Here is a 16,907-nt window from a genome sequence, read left to right as displayed (position 1 = left end):
CAAGTGATGACTGTCAGCCTGACGCTTGGTAGCCCCAGTCGGCTTTCCTCGACGCTGACAGTATTCAAGATGATGAATTATGATTTCGAGTCTGCGTGGGACAGCCGCAGTGACAATGATCTTAGCGCATCGAGCAGCCGCTGAGTCAAAAGCGATTCTCGCAGAGTCAAGGAAGAACAATTATCTTTCTTTCGACTCGCCGCTTTCGGCCTCAATAATCCTGCAGATTCAATTTTCCAATGCGAACTGCGTTAACAATGGCCCAATCATTTCAGATCGACTCCACACGCAACATCGAATCAGCCATCACTTGAACTGTTGCGAGAAGAGCGGGTGCGCAGGCTCCAGTTCTTTGCGCCACAAGAGCAGCGCTCCCACAGGCCTATCGTCCCGGTAGGTCGGTGGGAGCCTGACGTGTTGGCGCTCACGAACGTCGATGGCCGGACCAACGCCCTCACTGAGGCTCCGTCGGATTAGGCAGCCTGCCCCCGAAACTCTCGCAACTCTCTTCGAACAGGAGAAGCAACCCGTGAACTAAGGCCAGGCAAAGCAAAAGGCCCACGAAGCTGGAAACTTCGAGGGCCTTTGGAGACCCACCGAGGGGGTGGGCGTATGGAAACGTAAGCACCTTCCTTATGCCACCCCGACAAGCTGACTGTCAAGAACATCGGTTTCGGTGAACGCTCCCGCTTTGCCCTCACATTGGAGGGACACGATGCAGCTCGCATCGTCAGGAGGCCGGCGGCTGAGACATGCTGCTCTGGCCGCGAGAAGACTCGTGCTCGAAACCGAGCATACCGTGACGCGCAAGGAACTATCAGCTGCCGCCCGAGAGGCCGAAAAGGCGCTTAGGCTCAGCGCCACCCAGCGCATAGTGCTGGGTCAGTTGGTGGCATGCTGGGGTGAGCAGAAGGCAGGCCGGCTCCTGGTGTGGCCGTCTAACGCCCGATTGGTGGCGACCACAGGCCTGTCCGAGCGCTCTATCCGTAACGTAATCCGTGCCCTGATCGACCTCAGGCTCGTGGTTCCAAAGGACTCGCCTAATGGGAAGCGCTACGCCATCCGGGATGAAGCTGGCGTGGTCGTTGACGCGTTCGGATTTGACCTGACCCCAATCTATGCCAGGCGCGGAGAGTGGGCTGAAACGATCGCCCAGCAGAAGCGGCTCAAGGACATTCGCAAGCGAACGTTCGATGAAATCACGATCTGCCGTCGGGCAACAGAGGAGGCGCTGAGCGCTCTTGCCCAGCACTTTCCCGAAGTTGACCGATTAGATCTGGAGCAGCGCATGGAGGTTTTGAAAGCCAGAACGCCCAGGAGGTCTGGATCATCCCTCCCCGAAGGCCTAGCCGACGCGTGGCAGGAGGCTCGGTACCTTGCTGAGGACGCCTTCTACAAGGCAGGCTGTGACGGCACCGAATGCCGGCATATTGAAGCAGAGAGCGGATCTCCTAGTGAGACTTGTGACAACAGCACTGACGCGTCTCAACCGCGCACGATTGCTCGATCGAGTTCTACGCAGATCTCTCCGGCACTGGTGGTCGAGGCTTGCCCTGTGATCTCTTACTACGGGCATGTGATCCGAAACGCTGCTGATGTGGTTTCAGCTGGCCGTTACCTACGAGCCTCCTTAGGGGCTCATCCCAGCACATGGGATGAGGCTGTCCGGGCCATTGGTGATTTGTCTGCAGCAGCCGCGGTCATTTACGTTCTACAGCTCTATGACGACGATGTTGCGAGCGGACGAAACCGCATTCGAAATGCCGGAGGCTACTACCGATTCATTGTGCGCATGATCAGCAGAGGGGGCATCAATCTTCAGGCTGAGCTCTTGGCTCTGCGGAGACGAAAGCTCGTGTGAGAGAACGATCGTCCAACAGCTTCGGCCCGGTCACGACGTGCCCGAGACCGCAAGGTGAACATATGGTCTGTAAGGAAAGACGCTGTCGGAAAAGATCCGCTTAGGCGTGACGAGCATTGCATCTGATGTCCTCATGAAGGCCTTGAAAAAGGGCGCCCATGGGCGAGTAGAGGATTTGTATTGGACATTGGGTTCGATGTCTCCGGGCAACCCTAAGGAGCACGCTCGAGGGCGGCAATCCAGGGCAATTGTCTGTCAATGATGCAAGCTCGTCGGACCCTGTGCTACGACGGGTGCTGCCTGTCGAAATCGGCCTCGTTACTTCTCCGGTTACAGCAATGAACGCTTGCAGGGTGGCCTGAAAACAAGAGCATACCTATGCTAAAGGAAGCCCCGCAGATACGATCAGGCCAAGGAAGAGGCAGTGGACATAGAACTCCTCTAGGAGTCCGGGTAACCCAAGAAGCATCACAGCATGACAATCTACCGCTGCCCATATTGCGCAGTCGACGCCGGCGGCTTCCGATCGCTCTGGGCCCATATCGTCAAACGGCATAAGCTTCCATATGAGTTTGACCTGGTGATGGCCGAGGCGGGGGATCGTTTTATTATCAAGCGGCTACCGAAGCGACCGAGAGAGGCAAAGATGCCCGCCCCGCCTGTGGTGCCGACGCAGTCCAAGGAAACACCCGCACACGCCCCTTCCCCGCCGACGAAGCCGACTGGGGTAAACCGCGCGCTCTACGTGATGCATCGAGGCGATGCCCTGAGGGCTCAAAAGCACACCTGCTTCTACTGCTATTGCCCGCTCACAGTACCCATGGGCGTCGTTCTGATGTTCGGGTCCAGCGAGTTCGAGCGCATTCTCAACCTAGAGTCCTTCTTCACGCCGAGCACGCCGGTGAGGGACGGCACGCGCGGGAGCCCTCTCCTACGGGACGATGCTCTTCGTGACTCTCGGCTTCCTCCGGTTGGCGCCTACTCGAATATATAGCCAAGCTCGCCAGCGTGCCCTTGCGTTCACCTAAATAGAACTTGCCTGCACACGTCGAGTGGTGACAAACTTGCGCATGTCAGGTGGGAGGTGCCCATGCAGCACGCGAGATGGTGTGTCCTGATTAGCATGTTCATTGTGGCGTGGACTGTCACCGTGACCAATGCCCAAGAGCATGATAGGTCCTTCGAGAAAGCTTTGCAGCTCGCAACAGAGGCCGTTGGTAAGCCTGACGAATTTGAGAGAAGCTTCGAGAAGCTTCTTGCGCACTTTCCACAAACCCAAGATGGGTACTATGTGGTTGAAGGCGATATGATCCTCACAGATGCCGAATTGAGGCAACTAGTGCGAGAACGTCGCGATGCCTTAAATGGTAAAGAACCTTGGCCTCCGTCAGCAAAGCAAGGCGAGCTGATTGTGATGACGAAAGATGGCGCTCCAACCTGTTATCGGTCTCCAGAGGAACGCCAGCTTACCTACGCAATCGATCGACAGTCCTTTGCTGAGGCACCCGAAGCTGGTGCTTATGAAGCGATTGCTCTTGAAGTGGAAGCAGCAACGTCGGACTGGCAGAAGGTGTGCCCTGAGTGCGGAATAACGTTCAGGCGCTTGAACATTCCGGCTCCTAGCGAGGGCGATGCGAACTTCATAGTGAAGTATGTAGGCTACCAAGGCGCGCTCATCGCACGGGCTTTTTTTCCAAAAGACATACAAGCAAAAAGGTATTTGCAGGTGACGCAAGCGTATTATACTGGAAATTACAGTAGAGTAGGCATTCTCCGTCATGAAATTGGGCATATATTAGGATACCGGCACGAGCACATCCGTCCTGAGGCGCCATTCCTTTGCTTTTTCAAGCCGGAAAGCAAAGAGTGGGCTAGGATCGCTGGTGGACGTTACGATCCAAAATCTGTGATGCACTACCCTTGCCAAGCCGACGGGATCACAGTAGGCTCGTTCACCTTTCAACTTACACAAGCCGACCAGACGTCTCACAGAAAGTTTTATACTGAGATCTGTCAATGAGCCGGACTGCAAGGAGGAGGGAACGTCATGAACCTTGCGCTGTTCCGCCGCCTTCGGATGTTCCTACTTGTAGTTCTTAGCCTTTCGGCCATAGGGATTTGTTCTGCAGATGAGGGGCCGCCCAGGGGAACTAAAGACCCTTATAAGATCTTCAGAGACAGCCTGAAACACTCGAACGGACGATTTCTGCTCAACGGCTACTGGCTCTCCGAACTAGAACTCAAGGTGGAGTGGGAGCGGCTTTCCCGAGCGCGGTTCGAACGTGCGTTGGGCCTGCAGCCTGCCGACGAAAAAAAGGAACGCCGAGACTCATATCATCCTGACCTAAGCTTGAACGTGAATGTCGTAAACGGTGAGCTTGATTACTGGGTCCTTCCGGAGGAACGGACCCTTACCTACGCAATAGACAAGGCGTCTTTCACCCAAGAACAGTACGCTGTTGTAGCTAGAGCTATGATTGAGGCTGGCGGAGATTGGGAGCGCGCTTGTCTCCATTGTGGAATCCGGTTCGTGCATCGGCCTGAATTTGACGTCAGTCCAGATTCAAACAAAGTAAAATTTGTCGTCCGATATACTAAGGACCCAACTGAGATAGTGGCGACAAGTTTTCTTCCTAGTTCTCCGCCCGATGCGAGGATCATTTCCATTGGGGAGACATTCTTCAAAAGCACTCTCAGTCCCGCTGGGGTTCTACGACACCAGTTAGGACATGTGCTCGGATATAGACACGAACATATTTCTCCGGAGGCGGGGCCTAACTGCCCCCAAATCGAGCCGCCGACGTACGTAACGGGTTCGTATGATCCGCAATCTGTGATGCACTATCAATGCGGCGGTGGAGGTTCGCTGGAGATGAAGCTCTCCGACCGCGATATAAAATCTCACCAACTTGTTTATGGTTTTGCGACCGTGATGGTCGAGTTGGAAGGAAAGCAAGTTCTTTCCACTGCGTCTAACGTAATACGCACGATAGTGGGACCATATAAGCGGCTACCCTACCAGGAATACAATCTAGGGGATGAAGAAGGCTGCCGAACCTACATCAGAGATTTGGGCCTCTCCGAGGCGGTTACTTCCGAACAATCGCGAGGCGCTGCGGCATGCAATCCCTTCCTGAGTTTACGCCGTGATCTAGAGGGAAAAAGGCAATATCCTATTCTCACGTTTAACAGCTCTGTCGACATCGCGAGCGGTTCGATCCTGCAGCGTGATGTTGCGGCCGTTCGAGACTTCGAACAGCTGATGACACGCGTGGACGCCATAAGATTGGACGTGCGTCAGGAAGACCCACCAGCTGAGAAGCGGCGGCAGACTAGTCGGACGGACCAGCGGATCATCACGTACGAGATCGAGTGGCGACAGTATGTAGCCTCTATCCCTGTAAGCCAAATAGAGCTCAAAGCGATCACTCAAGCCCTTGAGCCGCTCGCGCAGAAAGATCCTGGGATTAGCGTAACTGTCGAGGACGGCCTAGCAAAATCGCTGACGACGCGTCGTGGAGTCAACCCGAACGCCGTTGCAGTGAGCCATGCGGTCAGTTCCCGAGACGCGATATGTGCGGCTGGTGCAATGGGCCACTACGGGATGCTCTTGGAGGAGCTCCCGTATGAAGAGAAGAAAATGCCAAATTCCGGCATAGAATTGCCAGACCTAAAATGCGACTTTGATACCACCGCGGAGGCGTCTTGTGGAGCCTGCAGCGGATCGTGTGAGACACTCGCTTGCCAGCATTGTTCTGTCTGCAATCGATCCGAGGTGACGCCCGTTCTCTTTGAGGAATCGATCGACCAAGGAGCATTAACGCTCTCGAGTTCTCCTCCACAATGTGCGTGGAAACCGTTCGATCGGCGACACCACGGCACCCTGATGGCTCAGATAATCGCTGGCTCCAACAGATTTGTGGGCTTTGTCCCTGGAGTACTGCCACAACTAATTAGCAATGCTCCGGGATTACGGGAGAAGGAAATCTACGACAATGTAAGAAACCTCTATAGCAATAAGCGGAACGGCGTCGCTATCCTAACAAGCCAGATGTGCTACGAAAAATCGCTCCTTGATGAATTTGCGATTGCGTTGCCTAATGGATCGAACCCATGCGAGATACCAGGTGATGTCAGCCCACAGGTGGGTGACATACCCAGTCAAGATGCCGCAAGAAGTGACCTTCTCAAGCGGCACATAGGAAGGCGACGAATCTCCCAATCGCATGACTGGCTATGGGTGGCCGCGATAGGCCAACCCACCAATGCGAGCCAAGTTGCGCAGCCTAGCAAAACGACGACTTTTGGAGCCCAGTCCATAGCCCTCCCAGCAGCGCTCGCTGACGAATCGAATGTAGTGCTCGTCTCGGCGTGCGAACGCTGCTCCTTGCAAAGGGCTGATGCCGCTAACCGCAAGGTTTGGCCGCGAGCTCACCGGGGGAGTGGTGCGTACCGTCCACACATTATCGCACCGGGAGGAGTAGATTATGTCGAGAACTTAGGCGGCGAATGGGTCGGCGGCTTACCCGGTTTCGGAGTAGGCAACGAGCCTATCCGAGCCTATGGCACCTCACAAGCCGCCGCGTATGTCGGAGGTCTCGCAACGAAGATGCGGTCCTGCTACTCAAGGTACTACCGCGTCACTTCCCGGTTAAAGGAAGCTCTCCAGCTCACGTCTATGCCCGTACTTCCGGCAGACAATTCAAATGATCACGTTGCCACGGGATTGGCTGACGTGAAGCTAGCACTGCTCCACCCAGGTTACATCTATTTACAGCAACAGGCGGAAGCTGAACGTACATACTCTAGAGTCAGCATCTCAGATTTTAAGTGGTGCTCTGACACTTTGCAGGTGAGAACCGCATCGGCGCAAGAGTACCAACCTATCCCAGTGGAATACGTGAGGCGGATCGTTCAGATCCCATTGGGGGGCGCAAAGAGATGGGTGATATACCACAAAGACGACAATACCAAGCCTGGTGTTGTTCTTCGTAGCCCTCTGGTGGCTGCCTCAACGTCGCCGTCTGCTTCTGATCCGGTTCTTCAGATCGGAAGCAAGGCTTTACGTCTTTCTGAAATACAGGACCTAGTCCTCTTCGATGATCCTGGGGTGTCGGGCCAATGCGGGGGCCAGTAAGTTCGTCTCAGAAAGGTTCGCTCCTACTGGTCACAACGGCCACGATGTTCGCCAGCGTTGCCTGCGCTGCTCTAGCGCAAAATGATTGCGGCGGGCCGGAGAACCGACACTACGTCACGAACATAGGATCTATCAGAGAAGATTTCGTGCAGCAGCTCACGCCCGACGGCAATCCTGCGGGAGTGAGTCTGCCCACCAATGAGCTACTCCGTCACTTCCGGGTACGTCTCAACGTTTATAAAACCGCTCCCAAGGACTGGCGCCTCGTCTTTTATGATGACCAAATCCAACAACCCTTACAAATAATCGGCCCGAAAGATTTTCCTGCCGGGAACACCGCGGTGTGGTCACGACGGTTCGAAGGAGGAAGCGGTAGGGTCATTCTCGAGGCGCGCGGTGTGAATCCATCACCCTTCTTGCGGATCAATGGCGCCATCCTCGTGGCGCAACAACCTCAGGTAACCTATTACTCCGTCCAAAATCGAGCTTCCATAAAATGGCAGTGTCTGCTGTGCCCCCGAACTCAAGATCAGCAGGACATCTGCTCATCCGAAATAACAAAGTGCACTGACACGCCAATACGTACGCGGAGGCTTGGCGAGAGTGTGGGTATGATGATTGTGTTTTCTACAAACAAAGCATGGACATGCACTGGATTCCTAATCGCTCCGGATTTGTTTTTGACGAACTGGCATTGCGGCGGTGCTCCCGAGACCTCAGCTTTTTGGGAGAACGATGTATTACGTAACTTAGTGATTGATTTTTCATGGGATGGGGACCAGCTAAGCAACGAATATGGTTGGTCCGAAACCCCAATCTTTGGCGGCGGGCCAAACGTTTTATTCGACAAAGATCGGGACTATGCGATATTCCGGGTACGGCCGATGATGCAGTCAATCGGCGCGCCTCCTATTGCCCGCATCAAGCCAGGATCATCACTACAAGAGGGTATGGCAATCCGCATAATCCATCATCCTCTGGGTCGTGTTAAATATTTAACCCAGAGAGATTGCCGAATTGTAGCCAGCACGTATCCGAGTTGGTTCGAGAAGAAATCAGACATTGATTTCCTGCATGAGTGCGACACTGAAGGTGGAAGCTCCGGCGCCCCGGTTTTCGATGAGGAAGGGTTCGTCGTAGGGGTTCATCATTCCGGCCATACCGTAAACAGCGAGGGCGTATGTGACAGAAAGAACAAAGGGGTTAGGATTGGCGCCATCATCGAACACCTTCCAGCGACATTAAAAAAGGAGGTTTTGGACTGGCAACAATAAATCGGTGAGGCACCATGAGCTTCGTCCGACGAGAGCCTTTCCGGCCGAACCGCCGCGGAAGCTAGCTTGCGGCAGGCGTTCTCCGGGCCTGCCCGGCGGTTCGTTGTTGCGGTTAAGGAGAAACTCAATGCGTTTAGAGTCCATTCTCGTGTGGAGTGCGATCGCGGCGATAATCGGTTCTTATCCTGCCTTTGGAGCTGATGGACAGCGATCATTCGTGGTAATAGGTGAAGGACAGTCGACTGTCGTGCCGGATCTTGTGCACGTCGTATTAGGAATCTCCACACAGGCCGACACAGCGTCGGAAGCGCTTCAAACAAATAGTCAGAAAGCAGAAGATATTATCAGTAAACTGCAGCAGGACAAAGTTGACTGGCGCGATATTCAAACCGTCAACCTACAGCTCGAGCCCCGTTATGCTTCCTCGCCCGGCTTGGACGCTAGAAGCGGCCGTTTGCTAGGGTACACCGCATCAAGCAGTATCCATCTAAAGGTGCGCGATATCTCCCGATTGGGCACGCTTATTGACGGAGCTGTTAACAAGGGTGCTGTCGCCGTCGGAGGAATCCGTTTTGATATTGCGGATCCAGCGACTGCGTTGAATGCTGCCCGCGAGCACGCCTTCGACGATGCGCGCCAGCGCGCGGAACTATATGCCAAACGGGCTGGACACCCCCTTGGCCCATTGATTTCACTTTCGGAAGAAGGCCCTTCGCCGACGCGCGAATACGGCGGTGGAGCTTCGGACGCTTTGGCCGCACCGCTCGCGCCGGGCGAGCTGACTCTGCGGGTTCGCATCCGAGCCAGCTACGGGATCACTCAATAACGATTTGCATTCAAGCGGACTTCTGAATGGCTGGATAGTCAGAGTCGCACAAGGAAATGATCCTTGCAGAGGAGAGTTGCTTCTGACATTGCCCCACGGACACTCCGCGCCGAACTGGAAATCGGCCTCTTGGCTAAGCCAGATCATGCAATGAGCAGTTTCAAGGAAGCGCAGATCATTGCGATCCTAAAGGAGCATGAGGCGGGAGCCACGCCTACGGATGTCTGCCGCAGCACGGCACTAGCCAGGCAGCCTATTACAAGTCGAAAGCTAAGTTCGGTGGCATTGCACTAGGCAATCCGACCCAAAACGCCTTCGTCGAGGGCTTCAATGGACGTCTACGCGACGAGCTCCTGAACGAGTTCCTGCTTCGCTTCGTTCGCTGCCGCACGCCCGCACGGTTCACAAGCCCTGGCGCAGCAACTACAACCTCAATCGACGCCACCTACGCCTCAGCTTGCTAGCTCGCGCCCGCCGTCTACGCCACCACACGCGGCTGCAATGAAAGACCATACGGACACGCCGCGATTACAGGTTCTCCCATGCACTCCAGGGATCTATTCCGATGACGCCGTTCCGCTGCTTCCGGTAAGCCGATATCGCGTCGTACACAGCCCTTCGGACATTGTTCATGGATCCCAAAGGCGCGTGCACTTCCGGCGCATTCCACGGATTAAATACCGTGCTCTCGCAGAATGCATCGCGTGCCGGGGTGTCGGTCGACTGCCGTAACAAAGTAATCCGACCCACTGGCCGAAGCGGCGCCTCCTCCTGCGGCCACTCGACGGTCAGATCGTCGATGGGCATCGAGCCTTTCCGCAATTGGACCATAAGGTCGAAGCAAGCATCGCTGCTGACCAGTCCGCGAGAGAGTTCCCGTCGTAGGAAGTCCGGACCACGCTCCTCATTGGACGGGGGCGGGTTCCCGCTGCAGGGGCGGACCGAGTATTTGATTACCTGGTTGGGACCGAAAGCGAAGGGCGCCATTGAAAAATACGAGATGGTGAGAGGTGATGAAATCGGGGCGCTTGCGATCCTGTAGGCGATACCAGCCTGCCTCACTCGCCAATCGAAAGGGTTCGCGCTAGGTAGGAAGTACCTGCGCAGCCCTTGCAGGTCACCCGTGAGAGCGCCCGCCTCTGCGAAGTCTCGGTAGTCCACCGCGTCTGGAGAGAAGAAGGTTGGGTGATTAATCATCAAGATGTCATGCGTCTGTCCTCTCGACGTCGCATCAAGGATTTTGAGAGCCATGCCGCGGCCATCAAGCCCAGTGTCATCTCCGGGCGTAAAGGAGCCGTTCGAGAATCGCGTCCAAGCACGGTACTCTTGGCCTGGAGTAGCGAATGATCCAACACGGAGCTCTGCGGGCAAGTCGGATACGACTGAGAACCTTGCCCGTGCACAACCATGTGCCTTCGCGTGTGCGTCACGGCGAACGAACGTCTGCGCTCCCTCTGGATAATGCCGCTTCATCTCCGCAAGCGCACGATCCGCGATCGCCGTAACCGCGGCCCTTTGTGCTTCGTCCGATTTATCCGGAGTCGCCGCGGAGAGCCACGCGACCATGGCTCCGCCGGAGACTAGCAATGCACCGCCGCCAAGCTTCCGGGAAAGTCGAGCCACTCAACCCTCCCCTTCAAAGTTGCTTGAGGTACTCGATCAACTCATAGCGATGGTCGTCGGTCAGCTTCTCGTTCTCATAGTCGTGACCGAGATTGCTGTTGCCGTCAATTAGGCGGCCTTGGTCGTACTGCGATCGAAACTCGAACGTATTGCCGGCCGAGGAGCGATCGGTCTTATAGCCCATCTTTTGAGGATCATATTCCCGTGTCCCAACGAAGAAGGCCTGCGATCGCTGCCTAGGCGGGAGTAGCAATTCGTACATGTTGGGAATAGAACCGTTGTGCAGGAAAGGCGCCGTCGCCCAGATCCCGTTCAGCGGTCGGCTGGTGTAGCCGAGATTCGGATCCTTTGATCTCATGCAATCGACCAGCTGGGCTTGCTTGGCGGGAGAGCGACCCGGATTCTCGCTGATTTGGGGCACGTCTATTAGCGCTCCTTCGACGTCCGGCAGAGCTCGCACGCGGAAGAGCTTACGTAGTGCCTCCGATGCTATGTCCTTCTTCTTGTCCATGATCACGGCACCCACCGTGACCTTGAGGAGCATAGCGAGTCGCTCCTCCTCGCTGGTGGAAATCATCTCGTCTTCAGTCAACACCCGACTGCGGAAGCCGCTGACGATGCCAGGTGAGGACTTGTACGCGTATGCGTTACAGGCCATCCAAGGATCGGTTCCCGGGGGCGGAAGCGGCTTCCCGGTCCTTGTGTTTCTGCCTGATCCATCCAAGAGGCTCATCTCGACGGTGAGCCGGGTCTTCACGTCGGTGCGGTTCACGGGCTCGTGGCAGGACGCGCAGCGCGAGTCAAACAAAGCCCTTCCCCGATCTGCTTTGGCTTGGTCGACCGCGCCTAAGATGGAGGCCGGCCAGCGAGGAGGACGGAGCTCCGAGAGAACGTCTTCAAGTTGCGACAGTTGGGTAACAAGGACACTCGACGCAAAGCCGTTGACTAGTCCTGGATTTGCATTCGGAACCACGTCCCCGAACACACCGATCACTTCGCCGGTGTTCCGGCCGACGGCCCCAACATCGAAGCTTCCAAGGATCGGCACCTTCGGCGCCATGCCGTTGTACTGCACGCGGTCAAATTGCGGAGCTCGCCAAATAAAAGGAATGCTCACTGGGGCATCCGACGGATTTTGCCTCGCCTTATTAGGGGCGAGCGTCAGGGCGACCTTATTGTAGATGTGCCCGAACGCGTCTATGCGGCCAGGACCGTAGCGGAGCGGGGTGGCGTTGATGTTCTCTTCCTTGAGCTGCCACGCCAATAGTGCGTCATACGCTTCTGCAAGTCTTCGAACGTTCTCGTCCGTCTTGTCGCGACCTAGGACGCGTACCTCAAACGCATCCCACTTCTGCTTATCGCTGCGCGTCTCTTCAAGGGAACGGTTCAAGGTCTCCATGAAGCTCTGGAAATCCGTCAGTCCTCCAGCGCCTTCGACAAGATATGTCTTTCCGTTGTGGCTGAAGGTTCCTGTGTGACAGGCCGAGCAAGTCAGACCAAGCCATTTTTCGTTGTTTCCCTGCCCTGCTTTCCACCGCAGTTTCGTCCGTTGAAGTCTGTCGTCCGATTGATCATCAATTGCAAACCCGATCGGCAGCCATTCGGGCGGAGCTCCTGGGCGACGGAGATACCCAAACCGGCTCATGACGGCGATAGAGGCAAAGCGATCCTGCCCGCCCGAAATCTCAAGTGCGTTGAACCAATCGAGTGGGATCAGGCGAGAGCCCTGTGTCGCTCCCCACCACGAGTTCCGCTGTTCATTCGACCAGCCCTGGTCCAATTCGGGCAGCGGCTGGGCATCTTGCGCATGAGAAAGGGAATGCGTGCCAGCGACGAAGGTAACCACGGCGGCGAGGAAGCGCAGCGCTCGGCAACTCGAGAACATGTGTCTGAGCTCCATAATTCAGGTGAGCGTCCACATGCTATGTGAAAGCCTGCCTTATTCAAGCCCGCGGCGATAGGGCGTATCAAATTTTGGCGGTTATTATACGAGGTACTGCGTTCTTGTACTTCAGCTCTCCTCGCGTGGGACGGGTAGAAGGGTGTCCACGACGCTGCGACATGGGCACCGTCGCGGAGCGGGTCGCCATTCTTGAGGATCCCGCACAGAGTTTCGCGGCGCCCCAATCGCATAAGTAAACGTAGGTAGCCTTCAAGCTCTTTCGCGAGCGCCCCGAGCGCCTTCACCTTTGTCCGACCAGTTCGCCTTGGGTCGAAACAATCACTCCGGGCGCGCCGCGCCGTGTGCCCGCATATGTACTCGTAACCCACGCCGACGCGCAAAGTCTGCCAACGATAAGCAGCCTGAATGGGTCGGCGGGGCTCCCAACCATAGTAGAGGCGCCATGTTTTGCTTCCTTGACGGGAGAGCGTTTTGCTGAGCTCCACCACCCGAGTGACGCCGCGCCCAGGTAGTGCCTGACGAAGTCTCGTTCCGAAACCGACGGGAAACTTTCATATTTTATGTGCTCGCGCCACCAACTATCAAACTCGGTCCAGTGCCGAAACGAGAGCGCGCAGTCGCAACATGCATTAATCCACGTGGAGGTGCGGGTGGCCATGTTCTCCACAACGGGCTGCTGATCTTCGTTCAGGCGTCGGGGATCACTGTTCGCCTTCTCGTTAGCGCCGGCTTTCGAGAACGTCGAGCACACGGGACAGCGCCGCGCTATCAACTGTTTGCCCCACCCGGATTACGTAGCGGCCGAGGACAATCTCCATGCCGCTGCTTGGTGCGGTCCCGGCGACCGGGCTTCCGCCCGACGCGGCCAGCGGAGCCTGCACTCCCGGGGGCAGCGGCGTTGACGGGTCGGTGACGGGTCCCGGAAGCGGCGCGTCGAAGCCCTTCTGCAGGATCATGTTCGCGAGCTGGATGCCGCGGTCGAACGTCGACCGATCGACAACATCTTGCCGGCCTGCCTCATAATGGAAGATGGTGCGGGCGATATTCCAACGGACTTCCGCGTCAGCCAGGTTCAGGTCCTCCGCCCGGTTAACGAAACGGCCGAAGTAGAGACTAGACAGACCGGGCTTCTCAGCCGTTCCCGAGTAGTTGCCGGCGTATTTGGCGACCACCGGCTCGCTTGGGCTCGACGCCCCCGAGTATTTGACCGCGATTTTCTCGAACGACACGGTTCCGGCCGCGCCGAAACCCGCGCGCTGCACTATCCAGTACCACCAGAGCCCAACGCCTGCTTCCGGACTGGCGAAAGCTGGGATGATTTTGCCGAACGCATCTCTGATCTCGACGTCTGGCAGGAGGTCGGGCCATCTGCGGATATACAGCGGCCATGATGCGGGCTCGGTTTGGGGTGTGATCGCGCCGAAGTTCTTGGTGCGTATTGACTTCGGGAGCTTGGCGTCGGCGGCCGAGTCGGAGCGCAAAGATACCTTCGCGCCAATACTCAACTCCCGAATTGGATCGACGCCGAGGCTGCCGCCGGTATCGAGTGGGTCTAGCTGCCAGGCGCGGCGATAAGCAGCGACGACCGATGCGTAGATCGGAAGGCGAACGGTGCGGCCGTTGATCGTCTTGTGGCAGTCGAAATGGAGGTGAATGGTCGTATTGGGAATGCCGCCCATGATGTTGGAGACTTTCCCGACGACGTCGCCCCGCCTGATTGCGGCACCGACCTTAAGCCCGGCCTGAGTGATGCTGTCGCGGTCGAGATGTAGGTAGCGGCAGTAGTAATTAGCGTTTGATCGGATCGTAACCGTTGTGTTGCTCGTGATCGACGTGACCACGCCGTTATCCATTGCGAGCGCCGGGAAGGCGTTGCGCTCTGGCCTCTGCGGCCGGATGTCCAAGCCTTGGTGACCGGTTTTGCCGGGACACAGGGGCATGTCCCACGATCGCTTCTCGCAGTAGGTGTCGCGCCAAGGGTAGGCGTAATTCTCTTCCGAATTACCCGGACCTCCGGACGGATGTATCTGGCTATTCGCGTAGGCATGGGCGTTGCCGAACGCGGGACCGGCGGCGAGCGGGAAGAGCAGGCCGGGTAGATAGATGGTGCGGTCGTTTTCGCGCCCCGCGCCGACTGCCAAATTTCCAGGAGAGTGATACAGGAACGCTTCCTGCGCCGCCGCCGGGCTTGGCGGCGCGACAATGAGGGAAACGGCAGCCACCAAACCACGTGAGAGACGCGTCATGGCCGCGGATCTCCTTGGAGGATGCTCAATCGCGCCAACAGGACCTGGTGAGCCGACCTGTTCCGGCAAAAACTTGCGCTTTCTTTGGTGCACTCAATGGTAACGACGTACGGTACATTGAAACGCACAATCTCATATGTGACTGAGAGAACACTATCCGGGTCGTCGTCCTCGTCGAGTGGTGATGCAACGTCACCCCGGCGTTCGCTCAACTCGTCGCGCAGTTCCGCGGGAACCTGAGAGTCTGAATTACGATCGCCTGCTACAACAACTGTGATGCAGCCGAAATTGAACGTGGCGCTGTACCATGTGCCGTTCGGGTCGGCCGCGAAGTCGGGCTTAGCGTTTGTGGCTGCGCATTTTGGCCACCACTCAACATCCGGGGCCATCGACAGTGGATCGATAAAGCCGCCCGCGGGATCTAGTCCAGGTTCCGCGGCCGCGAAGCCTTCTCTCAAGCCCAAAACTGGGAGCGAGAACTGCGGGCTTGGCTCGGCTAAGCCTTCTTCCAAAGGACTTGGGGGCAGGGCGCCACTATTACGCTTTTCCAGGTAACGCGACGCAGCGGGATCGGACCAGTCAGGAGTGACAAGCGCGCTCTGGCCATGAGCGCCGGGCAGAGTCAGTGTCAAAACTGCAGCGGAAAGAATGAAACGGGACAGCACGGCCGCTCCACTACGCGTTGGCGCAATGCTACACCCACAGGAGGTTGAAGTAAAGCGAAGGGCTGGTTGCCTCTCTCAGTTCTCAGAATGGGAGATGATCCGGGAGCGAGTTGACCACGGCGAAGCGCACTATGAAGCAAGTACGACGCGCTCGAAACAGCGATTGCGCCTGAACAATTCTTATCGGCACAACAAAGTGCGTGCGCAGCGAAGAGGCGCTCGCCGCCTATGAGGCTGTCATAACTTGCTGCCGGACATGGTTGGTGTCGTAGCCCTCGTCGCCATCCAGGACCCATGCGGCAGGCAAGTGTTCGAGGAGCGCCTTCAGCCGTGCCGTCGGCTATCAGTCCCGCGGTCAGCAGAGGGGCAATGGGGCGGCATTAGTGGTTCTTCAGCACGTGGATCTTGGTCGAGCCCCCGCGTGAACGCCCGAGCGCCTTCTTCTGCTCCCATTTCAACGCCCGATGCCGAGCGGTGCGCCTTCACGGCACTGGAGTCGATCAGCACGTGAGCGGATGGCCGGCGGCATTGGCCAGCGTGTGGAACAGGTTGGCACACACGCCCTTTGGCCGCCCAGCGGACGAAGCGGATATAGAGGGTCTTGTGCGGTCAATAGAGGCTGGGGGCATCGACCCAGCGCCCGCCAGACCTGAGGACATGGATGATTCCGCTGATCACGCGGCGGTCATCGACCCGAGGCTTCCCTCGCGTACCGGTGGGTAGATGGTTCGCGATCTACTTGAATTGCTGGTCCGTGAGCCAGAAGCGATTTCGATTCATCCCTGGCCTCCCGACGAGGTCGCGAAGCACGAAAGCGCCGCCCGCTCAAACTCCTTTATGGGTCCTGGTCCTAGTAAAAACCTAGTCAAGCCGGCTCCCGCGAGCGTCCCAGAAGGTCTGCGAATACTCACAACTGCTATGCTGGCGGCGAGCAAAAGAAAAGCCTCCCCGTCCGCTATTGCTAGTGGGTGAGGAGGCCTCGTAGTCCATGAAGAAGGCAGGATGCGTGACAGCTTTCGCGGCGAGCAACTGGTCCAGCCGGGAACGGTTTCAGCATGGCCATAGAAAAAGCCCCTCGCGACGGGAGAACACGAGGGGCTCGGAAGAGACGAAAGCCAAGGGGGCAACAGGCCTTCGTACTGGGTCAATGCGATCTGCTACGCTTCGTTCCCGACGAGACGGCCATATGGTTTCCAAAACCTAAGAGAGAGACCGGGAACTGAGCTTTTCCCAGCCTCTCCGCCTGGTCGGGACTACCAATCAGGAGCCGCCGCATCTCCAGGCGGACAAACCATAGCTGGCTCTGCATGGTCCTACATCAGGATCGTTCACCTGTCCTGATGGAAGGAAATCAGATAAGAACGACTGTCGA

At 56.9% G+C, this 16,907-nt stretch carries 10 protein-coding genes and 4 pseudogenes; 8 read left to right on the top strand and 6 right to left on the bottom strand.

All coding sequences use genetic code 11. From position 1 onward, the window contains the following. Positions 1-715: 715 nt before the first annotated feature. The 8 genes and pseudogenes from repC to NF876_RS22500 form a co-directional block, all read left to right on the top strand. Complete coding sequence (gene repC, locus NF876_RS22535; protein ID WP_210811423.1) at positions 716-1,861, top strand: plasmid replication protein RepC; 1,146 nt, start codon at positions 716-718, stop codon at positions 1,859-1,861. A 646-nt stretch (positions 1,862-2,507) separates the two neighbouring features. Further along, positions 2,508-2,855 (top strand): hypothetical protein, encoded by a 348-nt coding sequence (locus NF876_RS22530; RefSeq protein ID WP_210811422.1) that lies wholly within the window; start codon positions 2,508-2,510, stop codon positions 2,853-2,855. Between the two features lie 96 nt (positions 2,856-2,951). After that, the gene (locus tag NF876_RS22525) at positions 2,952-3,881 is read left to right on the top strand and encodes a zinc metalloprotease (RefSeq protein WP_210811421.1); all 930 of its coding nucleotides are present in this window, start codon (positions 2,952-2,954) and stop codon (positions 3,879-3,881) included. 27 nt (positions 3,882-3,908) lie between these two features. Continuing rightward, entirely contained in the window at positions 3,909-6,998 is a 3,090-nt protein-coding gene (locus NF876_RS22520) for a S8 family serine peptidase (protein ID WP_210811418.1), read from the top strand. Positions 6,999-7,144: 146 nt separating this feature from the next. Next, a complete protein-coding gene (locus tag NF876_RS22515; RefSeq protein ID WP_210811414.1) occupies positions 7,145-8,272 on the top strand; it encodes a trypsin-like serine peptidase in 1,128 nt (375 codons plus the stop codon). Positions 8,273-8,399: 127 nt separating this feature from the next. Then, a complete protein-coding gene (locus NF876_RS22510) occupies positions 8,400-9,098 on the top strand; it encodes an SIMPL domain-containing protein (protein WP_210811412.1) in 699 nt (232 codons plus the stop codon). A gap of 150 nt (positions 9,099-9,248) precedes the next feature. Continuing rightward, a pseudogene (locus tag NF876_RS22505) lies at positions 9,249-9,386 on the top strand (transposase); the annotation flags it as partial. After that, a pseudogene (locus tag NF876_RS22500) lies at positions 9,383-9,472 on the top strand (integrase core domain-containing protein); the annotation flags it as partial. The pseudogenes NF876_RS22505 and NF876_RS22500, both read left to right, overlap by 4 nt. Before the next feature lie 154 nt (positions 9,473-9,626). On the opposite strand, the gene NF876_RS22495 reads toward NF876_RS22500, so the two are convergent. The 6 genes and pseudogenes from NF876_RS22495 to NF876_RS22475 form a co-directional block, all read right to left on the bottom strand. Further along, a complete protein-coding gene (locus NF876_RS22495; RefSeq protein WP_247654542.1) occupies positions 9,627-9,905 on the bottom strand; it encodes a catalase family protein in 279 nt (92 codons plus the stop codon). Positions 9,906-10,244: 339 nt separating this feature from the next. Further along, a pseudogene (locus tag NF876_RS43525) lies at positions 10,245-10,664 on the bottom strand (catalase); the annotation flags it as partial. A 70-nt stretch (positions 10,665-10,734) separates the two neighbouring features. Further along, positions 10,735-12,606 (bottom strand): di-heme-cytochrome C peroxidase, encoded by a 1,872-nt coding sequence (locus tag NF876_RS22490; RefSeq protein WP_210811405.1) that lies wholly within the window; start codon positions 12,604-12,606, stop codon positions 10,735-10,737. 737 nt (positions 12,607-13,343) lie between these two features. After that, entirely contained in the window at positions 13,344-14,870 is a 1,527-nt protein-coding gene (locus tag NF876_RS22485) for a M23 family metallopeptidase (RefSeq protein WP_210811402.1), read from the bottom strand. After that, positions 14,867-15,535, bottom strand: coding sequence for a hypothetical protein (locus tag NF876_RS22480; RefSeq protein WP_210811398.1), 669 nt, complete (start codon positions 15,533-15,535; stop codon positions 14,867-14,869). The genes NF876_RS22485 and NF876_RS22480 overlap by 4 nt, the downstream gene beginning before the upstream one ends. A gap of 241 nt (positions 15,536-15,776) precedes the next feature. Next, a pseudogene (locus NF876_RS22475) lies at positions 15,777-16,270 on the bottom strand (IS5 family transposase); the annotation flags it as partial. Between the last annotated feature and the right edge of the window lie 637 nt (positions 16,271-16,907).

The sequence above is a fragment of the Microvirga yunnanensis genome, assembly GCF_025460875.1.
The sequence above is the reverse complement of the archived record's forward strand: the minus strand, read 5'-3'. Positions and strand labels throughout refer to the sequence as shown.